Here is a 21999-nt window from a genome sequence, read left to right on the forward strand (position 1 = left end):
GTCGGGAATAAACTCGGTCTATGGCCAGTTCTGCTGTGAAAGACACGTCAGGAACGACACCACGCGGGACGCGCAACAGCGACCCGCAGGACGCAGCCGCCATGCCCTTGGAGGGGCCCACGTGGTCCAGACCGATTCAGACGCCGATGCCGATGCAGCGAAAAGCCGCCGCTTCCAGCAGCTGGCGTTGCCGCATCTCGACGCCGCGTACAACCTCGCGCGCTGGCTGTGCGGCAATCCGAACGATGCCGAGGACGTCGTGCAGGAAGCGTTCATGCGCGCGTTCCGCTTCTTCGAGACGTTTCGCGGCGACTCCGCGCGGCCGTGGCTGCTCGCGATCGTGCGCCGAACCTGGTACACGGAATGGCGCCGTCGCGCGCCGTCGCACGACATGCTCGAATTCGACGAAACGATGGACGACGCGACCCTCGACGGCTGGAGCGCGGGCGGCGACGATCCGCAGACGCTGCTGATCCGCGACGAGGATGCACGCCAGGTACACGACGCGTTGGCGCGTTTGCCGGTCGAGTATCGCGAGGTGCTGATCTTGCGCGAGCTCGAGGAGATGGGATATCGGGAGATCGCGGTGGTGGCCGATGTGCCGATCGGTACGGTGATGTCGCGGCTCGCGCGTGGGCGGCGCAAGCTGGCGGAGGTGTTGATGGCGCTGCAGCGAGGCGGGGGGGAGTCGGTTGGCGGGGGACGCAAAGGCGGGCAGGGTGACCGGCGCGGGTCGACGCAAGCGCCGCTGGAGCAGGGGGCGCAGTCCGGGCGGGTCGTGCAGTCGGCGGCAGTCGCGCCCTCGGGGTCGTCCACGCCCTGCGCGCCGTCCGACCGGCCACCGCGAAGTTCCGGCGACGGCCGCGCGGCATCATCGGCGGTCGTGCCCGCCACCGCAACAGTGACGCAACTTTGGGCGTTTGCCGACGGCCGGCCCCTCAACATTCCCGGCGCTGCCGCCGACCCCGCTCAGGAGACGCCGGATGGACTGTAACGAAGCTCGGCCGCTCCTCGAGGCGAATGCCGATCACGAACTGCCGGCACCCGATGCGCGCCGGGTCCAGCAGCATATCGAGAGCTGCGACGACTGTCGGCGCGCGAGCGACAACCTGCGCGCGCTGAGCGGCGCGCTGCGCGCGGCGCCGTATCATCGGGCGCCGCAGTCGTTGCGGGCGCGGATCGTGGCGGGCTTGACCGGCGCGGTCGAGGGAGGAAGTGCGGGGTTGGCCACGACGGCGGCGCCTGAAGATGCGGAGGAGGAGTCTACCGGCAGCGCTAGCGCCGGGCTGACCGACATGGCGACGTACCAACCTCAGCGTCAGCATCGTTGGGCGCGGCGGCCCGCGTGGCTCGACCGGTGGCTCGGTGGCTCCAGCGGTCCGGGTCGCTCGGGCGATTCACGCGGCCGGCTAATCGGCTTCAACGGACCGCATGCCGCCGGCGGCGCCAACCGCGTGGTCGCGCGCGGCGGTTTCGCGGTGCTCGTGATTGCGCTGTGTGTGGCCACCGCTGTCCTGACGCTGACGCTGCGCGGTCCCGCCGAACTCACGCCATTCACCGACGAACTCATCGAAAGCCATGTGCGCGCGCAGGTTTCCGGCCGCGACATCGACGTAATTTCGACCGACCGTCACACGGTCAAGCCATGGTTCAACGGTCGGCTCGACTATTCGCCGCCGGTCGAGGACCTCGCGGCGGCCGGCTTCGCGCTGGAGGGGGGCCGGCTCGACTACCTCGCGCACCAGCGGGTCGCGGTGCTCGTGTACCGCTACGGCAAGCACGTGATCGACGTGTATGTGTTTCCGCAGTCCACGATGCGTGGCATTGACGGCGCGGCGCCGGCATCGCTCGCCCACGACGGCTATTCGATCGCGCACTGGGACGCGGCGGGCATGACCTGGTGGGCGATCTCGGACGCCGCACCCGATGCGCTCAAGGGACTCGAAGCGGCGCTCAGAGCGCGTTTGCAGAGCGGCAGCCAGCGCACGGAAGCGGGTTGAGGGGCAAGGACGGCCCGACTTCCGCGACCCCCCACCCTAAGCTCTTGAAAACACATCCGATTCCGCCGCCGAATCGGCGGAATTCCTTGCAACCCGTCCCCATTCGGGTTAGACTCTTGGGCTTCTCACTTGCCGCACCGGTTCCGACGCCCGGGCGGCTTCTATCCAAAAGTCAGCACAAGGAGTGTGTAATGCGTCATTACGAAATCGTCTTTATCGTGCATCCCGATCAAAGCGAGCAGGTGCCCGCCATGATCGAGCGTTACAAGGGCACGATCACGTCGCACGGTGGTCAGATCCACCGCGTCGAAGACTGGGGCCGTCGCCAACTGGCCTACATGATCGAGAAACTCGCGAAGGCTCACTACGTCTGCATGAACATCGAGTGCGACCAGACCACGCTCGACGAGCTGGAACACGCATTCAAGTTCAACGACGCCGTTCTGCGTCACCTCATCGTCAAGATGAAGAAGGCCGAAACCGGCCCGTCGCCGATGATGAAGGAAGTGCAGCGCGAAGAAGCCAAGAAGTCGGCAGCAGCTCAGCCGACCGAAGCGCAGGCTTAAGACTCGTTATTAAGCTGCCAGACACGCAGCGTCGCTCCGCTCACGTACACGAAGACATAAACAGGTACATGAACCGGCTGCAACTTACGGCGAGCGTCGTCGAACGCGAACCGGTGCGGTACACCCCCGCCGGCGTTCCGATTGCCAGCTGCACGTTGCACCACCGCACGGAAGTCGTCGAGGCGGGCATTGCCCGTCAGGTCGAACTGACCATGCAGGCGGTCGCCGCGGGCGAAGCGAGCGGTGAGCTCGAAAACTGTCAGATGGGCGTCGAAACGCTCTTCACAGGTTTTCTGGCTAAAAAGCACCGTAACGCGCGAACTCTGGTATTTCACATCACAGCATTGCAGGACATTGGAAAGGACTAATCATGCCCCGCCCGACTGGTAAGAAATTCGACAAGCGTCGTCAGCAACAGAACCCGCTCTTCAAGCGCAAGAAGTTCTGCCGTTTCACGGCTGCTGGCGTCGAGTACATCGACTACAAAGACATCGAAACGCTGAAGGACTTCATCGGCGAGAACGGCAAGATCACGCCGGCACGTCTCACGGGTACCAAGGCGCATTATCAACGCCAGCTGGACACGGCTATCAAGCGCGCACGTTTCCTCGCGCTGGTGCCGTACACCGACCAGCACAAGGCCTAACCCGACGACGCGATAAGGAGCATCCGAATGCAAATCATTCTTCTGGAAAAAGTCGTCAATCTGGGTAACCTCGGCGACATCGTGAAGGTCAAGGACGGTTACGCACGTAACTTCCTGATCCCGAACAAGAAGGCTCGCCGTGCAACGAAGGAAGCCCTCGCTGAATTCGAAGTGCGCCGCGCAGAACTCGAAAAGCACGCCGCTGAAAAGCTGGCAGCCGCTCAGGCTCAAGGCGAAAAGCTGGCAGGCCAGACCGTTCAGATCAAACAGAAGGCTGGCGTCGACGGCCGTCTGTTCGGCTCGGTGACGAACGCTGACATCGCCGAAGCGCTCGGCAAGCAAGGCTTCGCAGTGGAAAAGGCGCAAGTGCGTCTGCCGGAAGGCCCGCTGAAGATGGTTGGCGAGCACCCGGTTCAGGTTTCGCTGCACACCGACGTTCTCGTCGATGTGACGGTGGCCGTGATCGGCGAGCACGTCTAAGCCGACCGCACCAAGCATCAGGCAGGATCAGCCAGCGTATTGCTGGTGAAGAGCAGGGGCCGGGAAACCGGCCCCTGCTTTTTTTGTGCCCGACTATCTCTCGTATATCACCGTATTTGCGTTTTTTCCGCTCGCAGCCGTCGCCGGATTGCCCGATAATTCCTCCCCATGAACGCACCGTCCAAAGATCCCCAACTCGAGTCGCTGAAAGTCCCGCCGCATTCGATCGAAGCCGAGCAATCGGTGCTGGGCGGCCTGCTGCTCGATAACGCGGCCTGGGACCGCATCGCCGACTTCCTCGCGAAAAGCGACTTCTACCGCTACGACCACCGCATCATCTTCGAGCACATCGGCAAGCTGATTGCGGCCACGCGGCCGGCCGACGTGGTCACCGTCTACGAAGCGCTCGGCACTTCGGGCAAGGCGGAAGAGGTCGGCGGCCTCGCTTACCTGAACGCGCTCGCGCAGAACACGCCGAGCGCGGCCAACATCCGCCGCTATGCGGAAATCGTGCGCGACCGCGCGGTGCTGCGCCGGCTCGTGTCGGTCGCCGATGAAATCTCCGCCGACGCGTTCAACCCGCAAGGCAAGGAAGTCCGGCAATTGCTGGACGAAGCGGAATCGAAGGTGTTCTCGATCGCCGAAGACGGCGCGCGCGGCACCCAGGGCTTTCTCGAGATCGGGCCGCTGCTGACCCAGGTGGTCGAGCGGATCGACACGCTCTATCACACCGCCAATCCGAGCGACGTGACCGGCACGCCGACCGGCTTCGTCGATCTGGATCGTATGACCTCGGGCATGCACGGCGGCGAGCTGATCATCGTCGCGGGCCGTCCGTCGATGGGTAAGACGGCGTTTTCGATGAACGTCGGCGAATACGTCGCGGTCGAGTACGGACTACCCGTCGCGGTGTTCTCGATGGAAATGCCGGGCACGCAGCTCACGATGCGTATGCTGGGCTCGGTCGGCCGGCTCGACCAGCATCGCATGCGAACCGGGCGCCTGACCGACGAGGATTGGCCGAAGCTCACGCATGCGGTGCAGAAAATGAGCGAGGCACAGATCTTCATCGACGAAACCGGCGGTCTGAACCCGATGGAACTGCGCTCGCGCGCGCGCCGGCTATCGCGCCAGTGCGGCAAGCTCGGACTGATCATCATCGACTATCTGCAGCTGATGAGCGGCTCGTCGTCGGGCGAAAACCGCGCGACCGAAATCTCGGAAATCTCGCGTTCGCTGAAGAGCCTCGCGAAGGAGCTCGACGTGCCGGTGATCGCGTTGTCGCAGCTGAATCGCGGCCTCGAGCAGCGGCCCAACAAGCGGCCAATCATGTCGGACCTGCGCGAATCGGGCGCTATCGAACAGGACGCCGACGTGATCCTGTTCATCTACCGCGACGAAGTGTACAACCCGGACAGCCCCGACAAGGGCACCGCGGAGATCATCATTGGCAAGCAGCGGAACGGTCCGATCGGTCCCGTTCGGCTCACGTTCCACGGCCAATACACGAAGTTCGACAACTTTGCGGGCGCGCAGAACTTTTACGGCGGCGAGTGACGCAAGGCGCCGTGGGCTGTTGTAACGGCGCTGTCGCGAGTGCGGCAATGATGGCGGAACGGTACAATATGGCGCTTTTATGTCAGCCATAACGTGACCCATTTCCAGGATCCCAATGTTCGGTCGATTCATGCCCACCGAGGGCAAGTTCTTTGAAATCTTCAATTCGCACGCAACGTGCATCATTTCGGCAAGCCGCGAACTCGAGCTCCTGATCGACAATCTGCAGGACGCCGAAACCCACAAGCAGAACGTACAAAAGGCCGAGAAAGCGGCCGACAAGCTCACGCACGAAGCCATCGACCTGCTGCACAAGACCTTCATCACGCCGCTCGACCGCGACGAGATCCACAAGCTGATCACGACGATGGACGACATCCTCGACCTGATGGAGGACGTCGCCACCGCGATCTCGCTGTATGACGTGCAAGCGGTCACGTCGGAGGCGAGCCAGCTCGCGCATATCTGCACGGCGACCTGCGAGCGCGTGCAGTTCGCGGTCAGCCTGCTGTCGGACATGAAGCAGGCGAGCCAGATCCTGAAGGCCTGCGAGGACATCGACCGGCTCGAATCGGAAGCCGACAGCGTGCTGCGCGCGGCGATGTCGAAGCTGTTCCGCGAGGAAGACGACGTCAAGGTCCTGATCAAGCTCAAGGCGATCTACGAGCTGCTCGAAACGATCACGGACAAGTGTGAGGATGTGGCCAACATCATCGAAGGCATCGTGCTGGAAAACGCATAATGCAATCGATACAACTCGCTATCTGGGTCGTCACCGGCCTGGTTGCCATTGCTTTGGTGTTCGACTTCATGAACGGCTTTCACGACGCGGCGAATTCGATCGCCACGGTCGTGTCGACCGGCGTGCTGAAGCCACAGCAGGCGGTGGCGTTCGCGGCGGCGTTCAACGTCATCGCGTATTTCGTGTTTCACCTGAAGGTGGCCACGACCGTCGGCAAGGGCACGATCGACCCGGACATCGTCGACCACTACGTGATCTTCGGCGCGTTGGTCGGCGCGATCGCATGGAACGTGATCACCTGGGTCTACGGCATTCCGTCCAGTTCGTCGCACGCGTTGATCGGCGGCCTCGTGGGTGCGGCGCTCGCGAAGTCGGGCTGGGGATCGCTGAACTGGGATGGCCTGATGAAGACCGTCGCGTTTATCTTCATTTCACCGCTGCTCGGCTTCGTGCTCGGCTCGTTTTTCATGCTGCTGGTGTCGTGGCTGTATTTCCGCACGCCGCCTAGCAAGGTCGACCGTCGCTTCAGGCGTCTGCAATTGTTCTCCGCTGGCCTGTACAGCCTGGGTCACGGTGGCAACGACGCGCAGAAAACCATCGGCATCATCTGGATGTTACTGATCGCCACCGGCTTCGCGTCGATGAAGGCGGACGCACCGCCGCTGTGGGTGATCGGCGGCTGCTATCTGTCGATGGGTCTCGGTACGCTGTTCGGTGGCTGGCGCATCGTGCGCACGATGGGCCAGAAAATCACGAAGTTGAAGCCGGTCGGCGGCTTCTGCGCGGAGGCGGGCGGAGCGATCACGCTTTTTACCGCCTCGGCGCTTGGCATTCCCGTCTCTACCACGCATACGATCACCGGCGCGATCGTCGGAGTCGGCGCGACGCAGAAGCTGAGCGCGGTGCGCTGGGGTGTCGCCGGCAACATCGTCTGGGCCTGGATTCTGACGATCCCGGCTTCCGCGGTGCTGTCCGGCGGGGCCTGGTGGCTGGGCCACCACTTCCTGTAATCACCATGCGATGCATGGCCTGCGCTGCCGGGTTCGGCTGAGTTTGGCTGAACAGCACGCGCGGGCCTTCGGCTACATGCCGCCCATGGCATCGCACCGGTGTCCCTACGCAGTTCGACTAAAAAGCGCGTTGCACGACGCGTTCAGATCAGCGGCGCATTCGCACCATCCATCGGAATGATCGCGCCCGTCACATAGCTCGCGCGGCGGCTCGCGAGGAACAGCGCCACGTCGGCGATTTCCTCCGGCTTTGCATAGCGCCCGAGCGGCATCCGGGCCTGGCCGCGCGCCAGCGCTTCGTCATTGCCGATGCCTTGCTGCGCCGCTTCCAGCCGGACCGCTTCCTCGACGCGCTCGGTCAGCGTCGCGCCCGGATTGATCGCGTTGATGCGGATGCCATAGCGCGCGTAGTAGTGCGCGAGGCCGACGGTCGCGAGCATCAGCGCCGCGTTGGCCGCGCCGCCTGCGATATGGATGTCGCTCGCGACCTTGCCGCCCATGCCGATGATATTGACGATCGTGCCCGGCTCGGCACCGCCGTTGGCTTTCGCGCGCTCGGCCATACGGCGCAGCACTTCCTGCTGCGGATAGATATACGGGAAATACTTCGCTTCCATCGTCGCGCGGAATGCGTCGGCATCGAGCGTCTCGGGGTCGTACCGGCGCGCGGCGCCGGCACTGTTGATCAGCACGTCGATCGGGCCCACGGCGGTGCTGACTTCCTCGACGATATCGGCGGCGCTGTGCGCTTCGTGCAGGTCGGCGCGCGTGCGGTGCACGTGGAATCCTTCCTGTTTCAGCTGTTCGTAGGCGCGCGCAAGGTTGGCGGGATCGCGCGACACGATCGCGACCCTCGCGCCTTCCTGTGCAAAGGCGCGCGCGCAGGCGAAACCGATGCCTTTGCTGCCGCCGGTGATGAGCACTACCTTATTTCTGAGCCCGAGTTCCATGGTCGTTACCCGCCGTCGAAAGAATATCGATGACGATAGCAGATCACGGCGTCAGAAGTTGCCGTTCGCGAAACGGGCGATCGGGTCGTCGCTGCTTTGCGTCGGTGCGGGCACGCCGTGGGAAGCCGTCGACGCACGCATGAGCTGCACGGATCCAGTGCCTTCGGTCTGCTGCATCTGCCGGGCCTGGCGTTCCGCGATGGAGGCGGGTGGCGGCGGTTCGAATGCATCGGCGGCGGCGTCGATCGGGTCGGGCGAAGGTTGGGCAAGGGTGCGGGCGGTCGTCGCGGACTGCATCGGTTGAGCGGGCGAACGAGCGCCGCTTTCAAACGTGCTCGTCTGAGCCGCGGGGACCATCGTCGCTGCCACGGCGCCTGCTGAGCGTGCCTGCAGCTGCGCGGCGCCGAGGCCCGACGGCGGCGGCTCGAATTGATCGGCTTGCACGACGGGCGTGCCGCCGCCTGCACGGGTCGCCGGCGTCGCGCTCGCGACCGGCCGGGCCGTTGCCATCGACGCCGGGCTGGACAGCGCCGTCGGGCCCGCGTAGGTCGACGCTGCCGGAACTGCCACGGTAGTTGCCGTGCCCGTCGCCGCGGCCGCAGCACCTCGCTCGGTTTGCGGCGCCGCAGCCTGATAGCTCGGCGTATCGAACGGCGCCGGCGTTGCCGCCGGTCCCGCCATCCGGCGGATGCCGTCGAAGCGCTTCGCCCAGTAGGGATTGGTCAGATAGTCGAGCCGCACGGTGCCGCCCGTCGATGGCGCGTTGACGAAGCGCAGCTTGCCCACGTAGATGCCGACGTGCGAATGCGCGCGCCCCGTCGTGTTGAAAAAGATCAGATCGCCTGGCGCGATTTCGTCCGGTTCGATCGACTCGCCACGCCCGCTCATCTCGGCCGTCGTGCGCGGCAGGTTCACCGACGCCGCGCGCAGCACGACGTACCGCACGAGCCCGCTGCAATCGAAGCCGCTGTCGGGCGTATTGCCGCCCCAACGGTAGGGCACGCCGACGAGACTCATCGCCTGAATGGAGATTTCCTCGCGGCCGATGCTGTGATCGACGAAGTGGGGAAAGCCGGGCGGCGGCGCGCGATAGGCGCCGTTCGCGACGACGCTGCCGCCTGACCCGCGCGACGTCTTCTGCGGCGCGCCGGCACAGGCGGCGAGCAGCAGGACGGGCAGCAGCGATAAGGCGAGTCGGCGCATGAAGACGGCACGGGCGGTAAGCGCCCATTTACTCACTGAGGATGTCGGGATGGTAGCCGCCCAACAAGGCTGCGGCAAGAATTGTTGATAAATTACTTGAAGTTTGTGCGCTAAGTGTTGCCCGCGTGGAACGCCGGCGCAATAAAAAGGCCGCGTCCGGAACGAACCGGACGCGGCCTGCGATCAAAAGCCGGAAAAAAAACCGGCGAACGACGTCTAGAGAATCTCCGACGCGTAGTCAGCGAGGCGCGAGCGCTCGCCGCGCGCCAGCGTTACGTGTCCGCTGTGCGCCCAGCCCTTGAAGCGATCGACCACGTAGGTCAGGCCCGAACTGCCCTCGGTCAGGTAAGGCGTATCGATCTGCGCGATGTTGCCAAGGCAGATGATCTTCGTGCCCGGACCCGCGCGCGTGACGAGCGTCTTCATCTGTTTCGGCGTCAGGTTCTGCGCCTCGTCGATGATCAGATACTTGTCGACGAACGTGCGGCCGCGCATGAAGTTCATGCTCTTGATCTTCAGGCGCGAGCGGATCAGCTCCTGGGTCGCGGCGCGGCCCCATTCGCCGGCGGCGTCGTCGGTTTTCTGCAGCACTTCGAGGTTGTCGTCGAACGCACCCATCCACGGCTGCATCTTTTCCTCTTCGGTGCCCGGCAGAAAGCCGATGTCTTCGCCGACCGGCACCGTCGCGCGCGTCACGATGATCTCGTTGTAGCGCTTGTCGTCGAGCACCTGCGCGAGACCCGCCGCGAGTGCGACCAGCGTCTTGCCGGTGCCGGCCTGGCCGAGCAGCGTGACGAAGTCGATGTCCGGATTCATCAGCAGGTTCAGCGCGAAGTTCTGCTCGCGATTGCGCGCCGTGATGCCCCACACGTTGTTCTTGTGGTGGCCATAGTCACGCAGCGTTTGCAGCAGCGCGGTCTTGCCGTTCAGTTCGCGCACCAGCGCATGAAACGCGGGCTCGCCGTTCTGCGGCTCCAGATAAACGAACTCGTTGACCAGCATCGACGCGCACAGCGGACCCGTCACGCGGTAGTACGTGGTGCCGGTTTTCGTGTCCTGCCAGCTTTCCATGCCCTTCGCGTGCCTGGTCCAGAAGTCTTGCGGCAGGGCGCGGATGCCCGTGTACAGCAGGTCGCTGTCCTCGAGCACCTGGTCGTTGAAGTAGTCTTCGGCGGGCAGACCGAGCGCATGCGCCTTGATGCGCATGTTGATGTCTTTCGACACCAGCACGACCTGGCGATCCGCGCGATCGCGCTGCAGCGCGCGCACGACGCCGAGGATCTGGTTGTCGGCCTTGCCTTCGGGCAGACCTTCGACCGGCTCGATCGCGGTCAGTCGGGTCTGGAAGTACAGCCGCCCGGACGCCTCGCGGCTGCCCAGACGCGCGAGCGAAATGCCGTCGGCCATGTCGCCCGCGTTCGCGACGAGCGCGTCGAGCGTGCGGCTCACCTGACGCGCGTTACGCGCGACTTCCGACATTCCCTTCTTGTGGTTGTCGAGCTCTTCCAACGTCATCATCGGCAGATAGACGTCGTGCTCCTCGAAGCGAAACAGGCAGCTCGGATCGTGCATCAGCACGTTGGTGTCGAGCACGAAAAGCTTCTGCACCTCGGCTGGCGTGGCGCCCGTGCCACGTTTCTTGCGCGTGGCGGCAGGGCTCGCTGCGGCGGGCGCGGCGGCTGTTTCGTCCGTGCGCTGCTTCGCGGCAGGCGCGCGTGCGACGACCGGCTGCGCTTCTGTCGCGTCGGCTTCGAACTGCGGGCGTGCGGACGGAACCGGCTGCAACAGCGCGGCGGTCTGCCTGGTCTTGCGGCCGCGCGCGGGCGCGGGTTGCGCGGCGGGCGGCGACTCGACGGCGGGCACGGGCCACAACGTGGTGGCGGCGTTGGCAGCGTGCGCCATCGGTGTCGCGACATTGACGCGGCCGTAATCGGCCGACTCTGCGGATTCCCCTTCACGCGCCTGTTTTTTCGCGGCGGAGCGCGCGGGCGTGACGGCTTTGGCCTTGTATTCGTCAGGCGACAAAAGATTGCCGAGCTTGTTGGGGGGAGTAGGCAAAGGCATGGTTTCCCTCGAAATGATCGGGTCACATATCGTGCGCCGCCCGTCGCATTCTGACGATGCCCTCACGGGACATCGAGTCTGCGCGAGGAGGCGCGCATTCGGTCTAGAGATGCCGGTTCGCCTGGTTTTCGATAGGCTCCTTGACGGAAGCGCGCGAACCAATGAACGAACGGTCGCGCGCAATTAAAAAAGCCGCCGCCCCGGCATTCGGGGCAAGCGGCTCGACGATGATGCTCACGTTGCGCCTCACGCTCCGAACGGCACCGGTGGATCCGGTCAGGCGGCCGTCAGGGCTGGCGCAGCGGAGAACAATGTGGGGTGGACAGGCACTCATTGCGGGCCAATATAACGCGCATCAAAGCGCTTGTACAGCCTCCAGAATGTCGTCGACGTGGCCCGGCACTTTAACGCCGCGCCACTCGTGGCGCAGCACGCCATCGGCGTCGATGAGGAACGTGGAGCGCTCGATTCCCCGTACCTCTTTGCCATACATTTTCTTCATTTTAATGACGGCGAAGAGGGCGCACAGCGTTTCTTCCGGGTCGGAAATCAGCGGGAAGGGTAGTTCGAGCTTAGCCTTGAAGTTGTCATGCGAACGCAGGCTGTCGCGCGACACGCCGATCACTTCCGCGCCGGCTTTCTTGAACTTCGGATACAGATCGCGGAACTGCAACCCTTCGGTCGTGCAGCCCGGCGTGTTGTCCTTCGGATAGAAATACAGCACCACCTTCTTGCCCCGCAGCTTTGACAGCGTGATTTCGCCGCCCGTCGCGGTGGCGGTGAAGTCGGGGATGGGTTGGTCGACTGCGATGGACACGAGGTTCTCCGGTTGTTGGGGCTGGCGTCGCTAGGTGCCGCGGCGTCGGCCGGTCTGTCGTTGAGGTTGTTGTTGTTCGGGAATACGGTCGGCGCGCGGTTGTCCGATCGTCAGACCCGGCAAGGAAGCGGGTAACAGGCGGGCAACAGGCGGGCAACGGGCGGGCAACAAGCGGCGCGCCTTCCAACGACTCCTGCGTCGCGGGCCTTCAGGGCTGGACGATCAGTTCGCCGGAGCGTCCCGGAATCTCGCCCCACGCGACAGGGTACGATGGCAGCGTGTCGCGGTCTAGCGTGGCGTAGTAATCGCCCATCGTCGCGAACGTGTGGCCCTGGGCGCGCCAGCCTTCGAGCAACTGTTCGAAAACCGGCGCGAGTTTCTGTCCTTCGAGTTCCGCGTGCAGCGTGAACACCTGGTCGTGCGGATTTTTTTCAGTTTGTTTCAGCATCCACGCGGCGACGTTGTGCGTATCGACACCATCGACACCGAGCACTTCGTCGAGCGTCGGGAGCGTGGTCGGCATCTGCACGTGCTTCAGCGTCCTGCCGTCGACCACCGGCAGATATGGCGAGTGGCCACGGCCGTCGGAAGCGTAGCGCATGCCCCACGCGTCGATCTGCTCGAACGCGTGGCCGTTCATCTGCCAGCCCGCGGCGCCGTGCGTGACGGGCGGCGCGCCGAATATCTCGATGAACCGCGCGTGGCTCCGCTGCATCTGCGCGACGGTCCACGCGCGATCTTTGGCGCGCACGTTGTCCTGCCAGTACACGTGATCCCACGTATGGATGCCGCACTCGAAGCCGGCTTCGTGGATCGCGCGCATCTCGGCCGCGGCCTTCGCGCCGATGTCCGGACCGGGCAGCAGCACGCCGTACATCAACTGCCTGACGCCGTAATGCTCGACCACCGACGTGCGCGACACCTTCTTCAGAAAGCCCGGCCGCAGCACGCGGCGCATCGCCCAACCGGTGTGGTCGGGCCCGAGGCTGAACAGGAAGGTGGCGCGCGCCTTGAAGCGGTCGAAGATGCGCGCGAGATTCGGCACGCCTTCGCGGGTGCCGCGCAGCGTGTCGACGTCGATCTTCAAGACGATGCGAGCCAAGGACGCGCCCTTATTGCTGTTCGACGAGTGCGCGGGCTTCCGCGACGTGGCCGCGATACGCTTCGAAAATCTTGCGCAGCGCTTCGTCGAAAGTCGACGTGGGTGCCCAGCTGAGTTCCTGCTTCGTGTTGTCGATCTTCGGCACGCGGTTCTGCACGTCCTGATAGCCGTTGCCGTAGTACGCGCCCGACGACGTTTCGACCAGTTGCACCTTCCTGGCCAAGTCCGCGTATTCGGGGAATTCGGCCGCGAGTGCCAGCATCTTGTGCGCGAGCTCACGCACCGAGAAGTTGTTGATCGGGTTGCCGATGTTGTAGATCTTGCCGGTGGCGACGCCGTTCCTGTTCTCGATGATCTTCATCAGCGCGCTGATGCCGTCGTCGATGTCCGTGAACGCGCGCTTCTGCGCGCCGCCATCGACGAGGCTGATGTTCTCGCCGCGCACGATGTGGCCGAGGAACTGCGTGACCACGCGCGAGCTACCTTCCTTCGGCGTGTAGATCGAGTCGAGGCCCGGGCCGATCCAGTTGAACGGACGGAACAGCGTGAAGTTCAGGCCTTCCATGCCGTAGCCCCAGATCACGCGGTCCATCAGCTGCTTCGAGCACGCGTAGATCCAGCGCGGCTTGTTGATCGGGCCGTACGACAGCTGCGATTCTTCCGGATCGAACTGCTCGTCCGTGCACATGCCGTAGACCTCGGAGGTCGACGGAAACACCAGATGCTTGCCGTACTTGACGGCTGAACGCACGATCGGCAGGTTCGCCTCGAAGTCGAGTTCGAACACGCGCAGCGGCTGCTTCACATACGTTGCGGGCGTGGCGATCGCGACGAGCGGCAGAATCACATCGCACTTCTTGACGTGATATTCGACCCATTCCTTGTTGATCGTGATGTCGCCTTCGAAGAAGTGCATCCGCTCATGATTGACGAGGTCGCCGAGACGTTCGGTCTGCATGTCCATCCCGAACACTTCCCAGTCGGTGGTTTCGAGAATGCGTTTGGACAGGTGATGGCCGATGAAGCCATTCACACCCAGAATCAGGACTTTTTTCATGAATGAGATTGGATGAGCTGGGCGAACTCCGCCGGACTGACGGCAGACTCGCCGCCGTCGTGCTGGTGCCGCAATTCGTGGATGTTGATCGCGCGGCCGTCGCCGCAGATCGCGAAAACGGCATTATCGCTTACGTGCAGGCCCGGGGGCAAATCCGAGCGGAGCGCGCCGGGCGCGGCCAGACGCGCGCGCGCGACGATGAAACGGCGCCCGTTCAGCTCGGCGAAAGCGCCCGGATACGGCGGCGCGACCGCGCGGATCAGGTTGTAGACCTGTTGCGCGGACTGATTCCAGTCGATGCGGCCGTCTTCCGGTTTGCGCCCGCCGTAGTAGCTGCCATGCGCGAGATCGTTCGGCAGATGCGGCGCCTCGCCCGCGAGCAGCGCCGGCAGCACGCGCCACAGCGTTTGCTCGGCGGCGACCGTGACCTTGTCGAAGACCTGCGCGGCGGTGTCGTCGGGCAGGATCGGCACCGGTGTTTGCGCAATGATCGCGCCGGCGTCGGGCTTCGCGGCCATTTCGTGCAGCGTTGCGCCGGTTTCGCTTTCGCCGTTGAGCACCGCCCAGTTGGTCGGCACGCGGCCGCGATACTTCGGCAACAGCGAGCCGTGCATGTTGTAAGCGCCCCGTGCGGCGATCGCGAGCAGGTCGAGCGGCAACATGTGGCGGTAGTAGAACGAGAAGATGAAGTCCGGCCGCGCGGCGCTCACCGCGGCGCGCAGTTCGGGGCTCTTCGGATCGGCCGGCGTGACGACGGCAATGCCGTGCCCGGCTGCCACCGACGCGACGCTGCCGAACCAGATGTTCTCGCTCGGGTTGTCTTCGTGGGTCACGACGAGCGCGACCTCGACGCCGCGCGCGAGCAGCACCTGCAGGCAGCGCACGCCGACGTTGTGATACGCGAATACGACGGCGCGCGGCTTCATGGATGGTGTCCCTGGTCGGCGACCGGCACCGGCTGCACGCCTTGCACGACGGTCTGACGCGGCGCTTCGGCGACGGCCCCGCCGTCGCGTTGCTCGAGAATGGTCTGCACCAGATAACGCGGCCGCGCACGCACCTGCTGATAGATCCGGCCGATGTATTCACCGAGCAGGCCGAGCGCGAAGATGATCACGCCGAGCAGGAAGAACGTGATGGCGAACAGCGTGAACACACCTTGCACTTCCGCGCCGATGATGAAACGGCGAATCAGCAGCAGGACGAACAGCGCCGCGGACCCTAGCGACAGGATCACGCCGATGAACGACAGCCATTGCAGCGGCACCACCGAGAAGCCGGTGACGAGGTCGAAATTCAGACGGATCAGCGAGTACAGCGAGTACTTCGACTCACCGGCGAAGCGTTCCTCGTGCGCGACCTCGATTTCCACCGGATTCTGCGCGAACGTGTACGCGAGCGCCGGGATGAACGTGTTGATTTCGCCGCAGCGGTTGATCGTATCGACGATATGGCGGCTGTACGCGCGCAGCATGCAGCCCTGGTCGGTCATCTTGATGCGCGTGATGCGCTCGCGCAGATGATTCATCGCGCGCGACGCCTTGCGGCGCCACAGGCTGTCCTGGCGCTGCCGACGGATCGTGCCGACGTAGTCGAAACCTTCGCGCATCTTCGCGACGAGCTTGCCGATTTCCTCGGGCGGATTCTGCAGGTCGGCGTCGAGCGTGATCACGATGTCGCCGCGCGACTGCTCGAAGCCCGCGAGAATCGCCATGTGCTGGCCGTAGTTACCGTTCAGCAGGATCACGCGCGTGGTGTCGGGGCGCGCGCGGAACTGCCCGGCGAGCAGCGCCGCGGATTTGTCGCGGCTGCCGTCGTTGATGAAGATCACTTCATAACCGGTGCCGAGCGCGTCGAGCGCCGGATAGAGGCGCGCGAACAGCGCGGCCAGTCCGGCTTCCTCGTTGTACACCCGGAATGATGATCGACACTTCCGGTGCGACGGCGCGATGTTCCGAATAAGTCATGTCCGCTTATTTTCCGTAGTGTTCGCAAATTTCGTTGACCGCGCGGCACACGCGCTCGACGTCGCCCTCGTTCATCAGCGTGAAGAGTGGCAGCGTGACGGTGGTGGCGCCGAAGCGCTCCGCGTGCGGGAACATGCCTTCCTTGAAGCCGCGCGCGCGGTACAGGGAAAACAGGTGCAGCGCCGGGTAGTGCACGCCCGAGCCGATGCCGCGCTCCTTCAGCTCGCCCATGAAGCCGGCGCGGTCGATCGACAGCTTTTCGAGCGGCAGCGTGATCTGGAACATGTGCCAGTTGCTGTTTTCGAAGTCCGCGGGCGGTAGGCCGACGCCGAGCTGAACGGCCGCGCCGCCTTCGAGTTCCGCGAAGTATGCGCGCACGAGCTTCTTGCGCTGCGCGATGAAGCGCTCGAGATGCGGCAGCTGGCCGAGGCCGACACGCGCGGCGACGTCGGTCAGGTTGTACTTGCCGCCGAGCACGTCGCAGTCCATGCCGTCGAAGCCGGTGCGCGTGATGCCCTGCAGCCGGTACTTCTGCGCGAGCACCGCTTCTTCCTCGTTGTTCAGCACCAGCGCGCCGCCTTCGACGGAGGTCAGGTTCTTGTTCGCGTGGAAGCTGAACGACACGATGTCGCCGAGCTTGCCGATGCGCTCGCCGTTCCAGGTGGAGCCGAATGCCTGCGCGGCGTCTTCGATCACGCGCAGCTCGTGCGCGCGGGCGATCCCGTACAGACGGTCCATGTCGACCGGCAGGCCCGACAGGAACACCGGCAGCAACGCCTTGGTGCGCGGCGTGATCGCTTTTTCGAGCAGGTCGAGATCGATGTTGCGCGTGATCGGGTCGATGTCGGCGAACACTGGCGTCGCGCCGGTTTCGAGGATCACGTTGCAGGTCGACACCCAGGTGGCCGGCGTCGTGATCACTTCGTCGCCGGGACCGACGCCGGCGATGCGCAGGCCGATTTCGAGCGTCGCGGTACCGGAATTGAAGGTGCGCACCGGGCGGCCGCCGCAGAACTCGGACAGCGCGGCCTCGAACTTCTGGTTCTGCGGGCCGGTGGTGATCCAGCCGGAACGCAGCACGTCGGCGACGCCCTGGATCGTTTCCTCGTCGATCTCGGGTTTGACAAACGGCAAAAACGGGACTTGTGACTGGCTCATGAATGCATCGCTCGATTGAAAGGGGCGCGGCCCGACGGGCGCGAAGTAAACCACAAACTACCCGCAAACCCAAGGCCGCGGCTTAAAAAACGCAACCGCTCAGCTTACCGCGGCCTACCTTACGTCACGCTTAGGCGGCGCGTGTGCCGCGCCGGTTCCCACGCGGGGCGCCGCGCCTAGCTGCGCGCGAGCACGACCACGCCGACGAGAATGATGCCGATGCCGACCAGCTTCTGCACCGACATCACTTCGCCGAACAGGTACCACGCGGCGATCGCGTTGACGACGTAGCCAAGTGACAGCATCGGATAGGCGATCGACACGTCCACGCGCGAGAGCCCGATGATCCACACCGCCACGCTGATCACGTAGCAGGCGAGTCCGCCGATGATCGGCGGCTGGGTTGCCAGCTTGAAGCCGATGGGCAGGATGTTCGCACGGGTGAATTCGAAGTGTCCAACGGCATTCGTGCCGGCCTTGAGCAGCAGCTGCGCGCCGGCATTCAGCGTGACGCCGGCCAGGATGCAGAACAGGGAAATCGGGTTCATCGAACGGTCTGGTTCTCGAAAGGGTTAGGGCTTTGCCGCGGGTGCGGAGACGGGGGCCGGCGTGGCCGATGCCGCGGGCCTCACTTCCGCGACTGCCGAGGCGGCGTTAGCGGGGGTAGCGGGCGCTGCTGCCGCCGCTGCGGCCGGGGCGGCGGCGGGAGCCGCGTCGGCGAGCGGCTTCATCACCACCACGCGGCGCGGATCGCGCGCGATCACCTGCATCGGCACGCCTTGCTTGACGAGGCGGTCGTAGGTCGGCGGCGGGATCAGCGCGAGCGCGTAGCGATCGGCCTTCCAGCGCTCGATCCACGCGTCGACCGTCGGCACCCATTTTTGCGGCTCGACGGACACGCCGAATGCGAGCTCGTCCGGGTGCGCGACCATGATCATCGTGTGGCCGACGTAGAACGGCAGCGTGTGGTCGAGCACGCCGACCGAGTAGAACGGCGTGTCGGGCGGCAGCTTCGCGAGCTCGGCCTTGATCGCGGGCGCGAGCGGCGCGCCGGAACTCAGGCGCCCGAACACGTCGTGGCCGGTGCCCGCGATGGTGCCGAGCAGCAGCCAGCCCGCGCCGAACGCGGCGAGGCTGCCGAGACCGACTCGCGCGTTGGCGCCCACGCCGCCCTGGCCGCGGCGGTTCAGCCACAGCGCGAACAGCGTGAGCACGAACGCGACGGCTAGCGCGGCGAGCACCCACACGCGGTATTCGGCATACAGCTCGGCCGGATTGCGCGCAGTGCCGAAGCGCGGCAGGAACAGCGCCGCGAACGCGGCGACCACGAAAAACAGCGCGTAGCCCGCCAGATGCCGGCGCAGCTGCTCGCGCGTGACGAGCGGCAGATACATGCCGATCAGCATCGCGATCGGCGGCGCGATCGGCAGCGTGTAGGACAGCAGCTTCGAGTGCGACGCGCTGAAGAACAGGAAAATGAAGACGATCCACGTGAGCATCAGCGTGACCGGCGCGAAGCCGTTCGGCTGACGCGGCTGGCGCCACGCGTGGCGCACGCTTTGCACGGTTACCGACAGCCACGGCAGGAAGCCCACCAGCAGTACTGGCACGAAGTAGTAGAACGCGCCGGGGCGATTCTGCTCGGGCGTCAGATAGCGCTTGAACTGCTGAACGACGAAGAAGAAGTTCAGGAATTCCGGATTGCGCTGCTGCACGAGGACGAACCACGGCGTCACGATCGCGAGAAAAACGATCAGCCCGCTCACCAGATGCAGACGCTTCCACAGCGCCCAGTCGCGCGCGATCAGCGTATAGAGCACCAGCACCGCGCCCGGCAGGATCAGCCCGACCAGGCCCTTGGAGAGCACCGCCAGCGCCATCGACGCCCAGCACACCCACATCCAGCCGCGCACGCATGGGGGCCGCAGGTTCGGGCGCTGGGCGAGCAGCAGCGCGCACAGCGTGAGCGCCATCCAGAGCGACAGGCCCATGTCGAGCGTATTGAAGTGGCCCATCAGGTTCCAGTACGGCGAACAGGCGAGCACGAGTGCCGCGAACACGCCGGTCGCCGCGTTGAACACGCGGGCGCCGGTAAAGCCGATCAGCAGCACGCCGGCGAAGCCCGTCAGCGCGGTGTAGAGGCGCGCCTGCCATTCGCCGATGCCGAACCACGCGAACGTCAGCGCGTTCGCCCAGGTTTGCAGCGGCGGCTTCTCGAAGTACTTGTAGCCGTTGTAGCGCGGCGTGATCCAGTCGCCGGTCAGAAACATTTCGCGCGCCATTTCGGCGTAGCGGCCTTCGTCGCTCGGCAGCAGATGGCGCCAACCGAGCGGCACGAACCAGATCACGGCGAGAACCAGCACCAGCAACAGGATCGCGGTGCGATTGAGCGGTAGCCTCGACGGCGTATCGTTCATGAAATATCAACCCTTCTTGTTATCGACGGCGCGCGCACGGGCGCGCCGCGGGGGGCCAGAACCGGGCCGGCCGGGTGCGCCGGCGCCAGGCACGCTCAGGCCTCGATCAGCAACGCGGCCGCGACCTTGCGGCCCTCGGCCATCAGAATGTTGTAGGTGCGGCAGGCGGCCTTGAAGTCCATCGTTTCTACGCCGATGCGTTTCGCGGTCAGCGCGGCGGTCAGGCGCGGGTGCGGGAAGCGCAGCCGCTCGCCGCTGCCGAACACGACCACTTCGGGCGCGGCGTCGACCAGCATCGCGAAATGCTCGGCGCTCAACTGCTCGAACGACGAGACGGGCCAGGGAATGACCGGCGCGTCCGGCAGCACGAGAATACTGCCCGCGTGACGCACCAGATTGATTTCGACGTAGTCGGCGCCGTAGCCGGTAACGGTATTGAGCGCGCCGCTGGAATCCTGATGTAATTTCAAATTGGTTTTCCGAAGTCGTCGTGAGACGTCATGCGTGTTGCCGGCCTGGCTGCACGTCGCACAGGCCGCGCGGTTCGACGCGTGTGGCACACGAGAAGGCCGAAAAGGCTTGCCGATGCGGGTGGTGCATTGCGGAAGTCTGCCAAAATCCGCTAAATTATAACTTTTTAGCCGCCTTGCGGCGCCCCTCGCTCAAGTGCCGCCACAAGCCGCGCTGGGCGCATCGGCGTGGCCCACCGGCCACCTGGGTTGGCATCGCCCGCTTTCGCTGCGTTTTTTTCCACGCCGGAACCCGGAAAGCCGCGGCCGCTCGACAGTTCGACCCCATTTCGCGACTGGCCGCCGGCGCCGCCGCGTCCGAATTCCCCGTAGCGGTGAATCCGAGCGGCCCGGCGTCGTCAGCCAGGCCCCGTTTGCCCAAGGTTTGCCCCAGCCATCAACCAGGATGAAGTGCCCGCCGTGAAACCAATTCTCAAATCCAACAAGTTGCTGAATGTCTGCTACGACATTCGCGGGCCCGTCCTCGAACATGCGAAGCGGCTCGAAGAAGAGGGTCACCGCATCATCAAGCTGAACATCGGCAATCTGGCACCGTTCGGCTTCGAGGCGCCGGACGAGATCATTCAGGACATGATCCTGAACCTGCCCAGCTCGTCGGGCTACTCCGACTCGAAGGGCGTGTTCGCCGCGCGCAAGGCGATCATGCACTACACGCAGAAAAAGGGCGTGCACGGCGTCGAACTGGACGACGTCTACATCGGCAACGGCGCGTCCGAGCTGATCGTGATGGCGCTCCAGGGCCTCATCAACGACGGCGACGAAGTGCTGCTGCCCGCGCCCGATTACCCGCTGTGGACCGCCGGCGTGAGCCTCGCGGGCGGCACGCCGGTGCACTACATCTGCGACGAGTCGAATAGCTGGATGCCCGACCTCGATGACATCCGCGCGAAAATCACGCCGAACACGCGCGCGCTGGTCGTGATCAACCCGAACAACCCGACCGGCGCGCTGTACTCGGACGAACTGCTGCTCGGCCTGATCGAGATCGCGCGCCAGCACGGCCTCGTGATCTTCGCCGACGAGGTGTACGACAAGATCGTCTACGACGGCAAGACGCACACGTCGATGGCGTCGCTGTCCGAAGACGTGCTGACCGTCACGTTCAACAGCCTGTCGAAGAGCTACCGCTCGTGCGGCTATCGCGCCGGCTGGATGGCCATTTCGGGCCTGACCGGCGAGAACCGCCGGCTCGCGAAAGACTATCTGGAGGGGCTCGGCATTCTCGCGTCGATGCGGCTGTGTCCGAACGTGCCCGGCCAGTACGCGATCCAGACCGCGCTCGGCGGCTATCAGAGCATCAACGACCTGATCGTGCCGGGCGGGCGCCTGTACAAGCAGCGCGAGCTCGCCTACGACATGCTGACGGCGATCCCCGGCGTGAGCTGCGTGAAGCCCGAGGCGGCGCTGTACATGTTCCCGCGCCTCGACCCGAAGGTGTATCCGATCCAGAACGACCAGCAGTTCATCCTCGACCTGCTGCTCGAAGAGCGCGTGCTGCTCGTGCAGGGCACTGGCTTCAACTGGAAGACGCCGGATCACTTCCGTGTCGTGTTCCTGCCGAACGTCGACGACCTCGCGGATTCGATCAACCGGATCGCGCGCTTCCTCGACGGCTACCGCAAACGTCACACAGCCTGAGCCGGGGTCGCGTACGATGTGGCGCCTGATGTGTCAAATGAGGCGCGCCGCTCGTGCCACCCCCGACACCCTTTTCAAACCTCTACTAGAAACAC

Annotated in this window: 22 protein-coding genes and 1 pseudogene; 10 read left to right on the forward strand and 13 right to left on the reverse strand. The window is 64.7% G+C overall.

The window, feature by feature from the left end; translation table 11 throughout:
• The first annotated feature begins 121 nt into the window (after positions 1-121).
• The 9 genes from OKW40_RS05505 (at position 122) to OKW40_RS05545 (ending at position 7001) form a co-directional block, all read left to right on the forward strand.
• On the forward strand, positions 122-994 hold the full coding sequence (locus tag OKW40_RS05505) for an RNA polymerase sigma factor (protein WP_429488639.1): 873 nt from the start codon (positions 122-124) through the stop codon (positions 992-994).
• On the forward strand, positions 984-2000 hold the full coding sequence (locus OKW40_RS05510) for an anti-sigma factor family protein (protein WP_429488641.1): 1017 nt from the start codon (positions 984-986) through the stop codon (positions 1998-2000). Before OKW40_RS05505 ends, OKW40_RS05510 begins: the two co-directional genes overlap by 11 nt.
• 191 nt (positions 2001-2191) lie before the next feature.
• On the forward strand, positions 2192-2566 hold the full coding sequence (gene rpsF / locus OKW40_RS05515) for a 30S ribosomal protein S6 (RefSeq protein ID WP_090804556.1): 375 nt from the start codon (positions 2192-2194) through the stop codon (positions 2564-2566).
• A gap of 68 nt (positions 2567-2634) precedes the next feature.
• Positions 2635-2934 carry a primosomal replication protein N gene (gene priB / locus OKW40_RS05520; protein WP_429488643.1) on the forward strand — a complete coding sequence of 100 codons (300 nt, stop codon included), beginning with the start codon at positions 2635-2637 and terminating at the stop codon, positions 2932-2934.
• A gap of 2 nt (positions 2935-2936) precedes the next feature.
• Complete coding sequence (rpsR, locus tag OKW40_RS05525) at positions 2937-3212, forward strand: 30S ribosomal protein S18 (protein WP_013588504.1); 276 nt, start codon at positions 2937-2939, stop codon at positions 3210-3212.
• A 27-nt stretch (positions 3213-3239) separates the two neighbouring features.
• The gene (rplI, locus tag OKW40_RS05530; RefSeq protein ID WP_090804561.1) at positions 3240-3692 is read left to right on the forward strand and encodes a 50S ribosomal protein L9; all 453 of its coding nucleotides are present in this window, start codon (positions 3240-3242) and stop codon (positions 3690-3692) included.
• Between the two features lie 168 nt (positions 3693-3860).
• Positions 3861-5249 (forward strand): replicative DNA helicase, encoded by a 1389-nt coding sequence (locus tag OKW40_RS05535; RefSeq protein WP_184064847.1) that lies wholly within the window; start codon positions 3861-3863, stop codon positions 5247-5249.
• 115 nt (positions 5250-5364) lie between these two features.
• Positions 5365-5991 (forward strand): DUF47 domain-containing protein, encoded by a 627-nt coding sequence (locus OKW40_RS05540; protein ID WP_090804567.1) that lies wholly within the window; start codon positions 5365-5367, stop codon positions 5989-5991.
• Entirely contained in the window at positions 5991-7001 is a 1011-nt protein-coding gene (locus tag OKW40_RS05545) for an inorganic phosphate transporter (protein WP_184029113.1), read from the forward strand. The genes OKW40_RS05540 and OKW40_RS05545 overlap by 1 nt, the downstream gene beginning before the upstream one ends.
• Positions 7002-7144: 143 nt before the next feature.
• Here the strand turns inward: OKW40_RS05545 and OKW40_RS05550 are convergent, their stop codons facing one another.
• The 13 genes and pseudogenes from OKW40_RS05550 to OKW40_RS05610 all read right to left on the reverse strand — a co-directional run bounded on the left by OKW40_RS05550 (position 7145) and on the right by OKW40_RS05610 (position 20206).
• Complete coding sequence (locus tag OKW40_RS05550) at positions 7145-7951, reverse strand: SDR family oxidoreductase (protein ID WP_429488645.1); 807 nt, start codon at positions 7949-7951, stop codon at positions 7145-7147.
• Positions 7952-8002: 51 nt separating this feature from the next.
• Entirely contained in the window at positions 8003-9154 is a 1152-nt protein-coding gene (locus OKW40_RS05555) for an NlpC/P60 family protein (protein WP_429488647.1), read from the reverse strand.
• Positions 9155-9370: 216 nt separating this feature from the next.
• A complete protein-coding gene (locus OKW40_RS05560) occupies positions 9371-11218 on the reverse strand; it encodes a PhoH family protein (RefSeq protein ID WP_429355456.1) in 1848 nt (615 codons plus the stop codon).
• A gap of 103 nt (positions 11219-11321) precedes the next feature.
• A complete protein-coding gene (locus OKW40_RS05565) occupies positions 11322-11456 on the reverse strand; it encodes a hypothetical protein (RefSeq protein ID WP_260321379.1) in 135 nt (44 codons plus the stop codon).
• Positions 11457-11573: 117 nt separating this feature from the next.
• The gene (locus OKW40_RS05570; protein ID WP_429488649.1) at positions 11574-12035 is read right to left on the reverse strand and encodes a peroxiredoxin; all 462 of its coding nucleotides are present in this window, start codon (positions 12033-12035) and stop codon (positions 11574-11576) included.
• Positions 12036-12243: 208 nt separating this feature from the next.
• Positions 12244-13137, reverse strand: coding sequence for a polysaccharide deacetylase family protein (locus OKW40_RS05575; RefSeq protein WP_184029077.1), 894 nt, complete (start codon positions 13135-13137; stop codon positions 12244-12246).
• A 10-nt stretch (positions 13138-13147) separates the two neighbouring features.
• Positions 13148-14194: a bifunctional UDP-4-keto-pentose/UDP-xylose synthase gene (locus OKW40_RS05580; protein WP_429488652.1), complete on the reverse strand. Its 1047-nt coding sequence runs from the start codon at positions 14192-14194 to the stop codon at positions 13148-13150.
• Positions 14191-15120, reverse strand: a complete 930-nt coding sequence (locus OKW40_RS05585) for a formyltransferase (protein WP_429488654.1) — start codon at positions 15118-15120, stop codon at positions 14191-14193. Before OKW40_RS05585 ends, OKW40_RS05580 begins: the two co-directional genes overlap by 4 nt.
• A pseudogene (locus OKW40_RS05590) lies at positions 15117-16161 on the reverse strand (glycosyltransferase). Before OKW40_RS05590 ends, OKW40_RS05585 begins: the two are co-directional and overlap by 4 nt.
• Positions 16162-16167: 6 nt before the next feature.
• A complete protein-coding gene (locus OKW40_RS05595) occupies positions 16168-17319 on the reverse strand; it encodes a DegT/DnrJ/EryC1/StrS family aminotransferase (protein ID WP_429488656.1) in 1152 nt (383 codons plus the stop codon).
• Between the two features lie 176 nt (positions 17320-17495).
• Positions 17496-17867 carry an SMR family transporter gene (locus OKW40_RS05600; RefSeq protein WP_013089326.1) on the reverse strand — a complete coding sequence of 124 codons (372 nt, stop codon included), beginning with the start codon at positions 17865-17867 and terminating at the stop codon, positions 17496-17498.
• A gap of 24 nt (positions 17868-17891) precedes the next feature.
• Positions 17892-19736 (reverse strand): glycosyltransferase family 39 protein, encoded by a 1845-nt coding sequence (locus OKW40_RS05605; RefSeq protein WP_429488658.1) that lies wholly within the window; start codon positions 19734-19736, stop codon positions 17892-17894.
• A 95-nt stretch (positions 19737-19831) separates the two neighbouring features.
• A complete protein-coding gene (locus tag OKW40_RS05610; RefSeq protein WP_090804589.1) occupies positions 19832-20206 on the reverse strand; it encodes an Mth938-like domain-containing protein in 375 nt (124 codons plus the stop codon).
• Positions 20207-20656: 450 nt separating this feature from the next.
• Between OKW40_RS05610 and OKW40_RS05615 the strand changes: the two genes are divergently transcribed.
• Positions 20657-21904 carry a pyridoxal phosphate-dependent aminotransferase gene (locus OKW40_RS05615; RefSeq protein ID WP_429406179.1) on the forward strand — a complete coding sequence of 416 codons (1248 nt, stop codon included), beginning with the start codon at positions 20657-20659 and terminating at the stop codon, positions 21902-21904.
• Positions 21905-21999 lie beyond the last annotated feature (95 nt).

Origin of the sequence: Paraburkholderia sp. RAU6.4a (genome assembly GCF_050435625.1) — a bacterium.
Classification (GTDB): domain Bacteria; phylum Pseudomonadota; class Gammaproteobacteria; order Burkholderiales; family Burkholderiaceae; genus Paraburkholderia; species Paraburkholderia tuberum.

Coding starts and splice junctions, on each gene's coding strand:
- OKW40_RS05580 (WP_429488652.1), bottom strand. CDS start 14,194: ATGAAAAAAGTCCTGATTCTGGGTGTGAATGGCTTCATCGGCCATCAC.
- OKW40_RS05550 (WP_429488645.1), bottom strand. CDS start 7,951: ATGGAACTCGGGCTCAGAAATAAGGTAGTGCTCATCACCGGCGGCAGC.
- rpsF (WP_090804556.1), top strand. CDS start 2,192: ATGCGTCATTACGAAATCGTCTTTATCGTGCATCCCGATCAAAGCGAG.
- rpsR (WP_013588504.1), top strand. CDS start 2,937: ATGCCCCGCCCGACTGGTAAGAAATTCGACAAGCGTCGTCAGCAACAG.
- OKW40_RS05605 (WP_429488658.1), bottom strand. CDS start 19,736: ATGAACGATACGCCGTCGAGGCTACCGCTCAATCGCACCGCGATCCTG.
- OKW40_RS05585 (WP_429488654.1), bottom strand. CDS start 15,120: ATGAAGCCGCGCGCCGTCGTATTCGCGTATCACAACGTCGGCGTGCGC.
- OKW40_RS05560 (WP_429355456.1), bottom strand. CDS start 11,218: ATGCCTTTGCCTACTCCCCCCAACAAGCTCGGCAATCTTTTGTCGCCT.
- OKW40_RS05540 (WP_090804567.1), top strand. CDS start 5,365: ATGTTCGGTCGATTCATGCCCACCGAGGGCAAGTTCTTTGAAATCTTC.
- OKW40_RS05510 (WP_429488641.1), top strand. CDS start 984: ATGGACTGTAACGAAGCTCGGCCGCTCCTCGAGGCGAATGCCGATCAC.
- OKW40_RS05600 (WP_013089326.1), bottom strand. CDS start 17,867: ATGAACCCGATTTCCCTGTTCTGCATCCTGGCCGGCGTCACGCTGAAT.
- OKW40_RS05595 (WP_429488656.1), bottom strand. CDS start 17,319: ATGAGCCAGTCACAAGTCCCGTTTTTGCCGTTTGTCAAACCCGAGATC.
- OKW40_RS05535 (WP_184064847.1), top strand. CDS start 3,861: ATGAACGCACCGTCCAAAGATCCCCAACTCGAGTCGCTGAAAGTCCCG.
- priB (WP_429488643.1), top strand. CDS start 2,635: ATGAACCGGCTGCAACTTACGGCGAGCGTCGTCGAACGCGAACCGGTG.
- rplI (WP_090804561.1), top strand. CDS start 3,240: ATGCAAATCATTCTTCTGGAAAAAGTCGTCAATCTGGGTAACCTCGGC.
- OKW40_RS05555 (WP_429488647.1), bottom strand. CDS start 9,154: ATGCGCCGACTCGCCTTATCGCTGCTGCCCGTCCTGCTGCTCGCCGCC.
- OKW40_RS05545 (WP_184029113.1), top strand. CDS start 5,991: ATGCAATCGATACAACTCGCTATCTGGGTCGTCACCGGCCTGGTTGCC.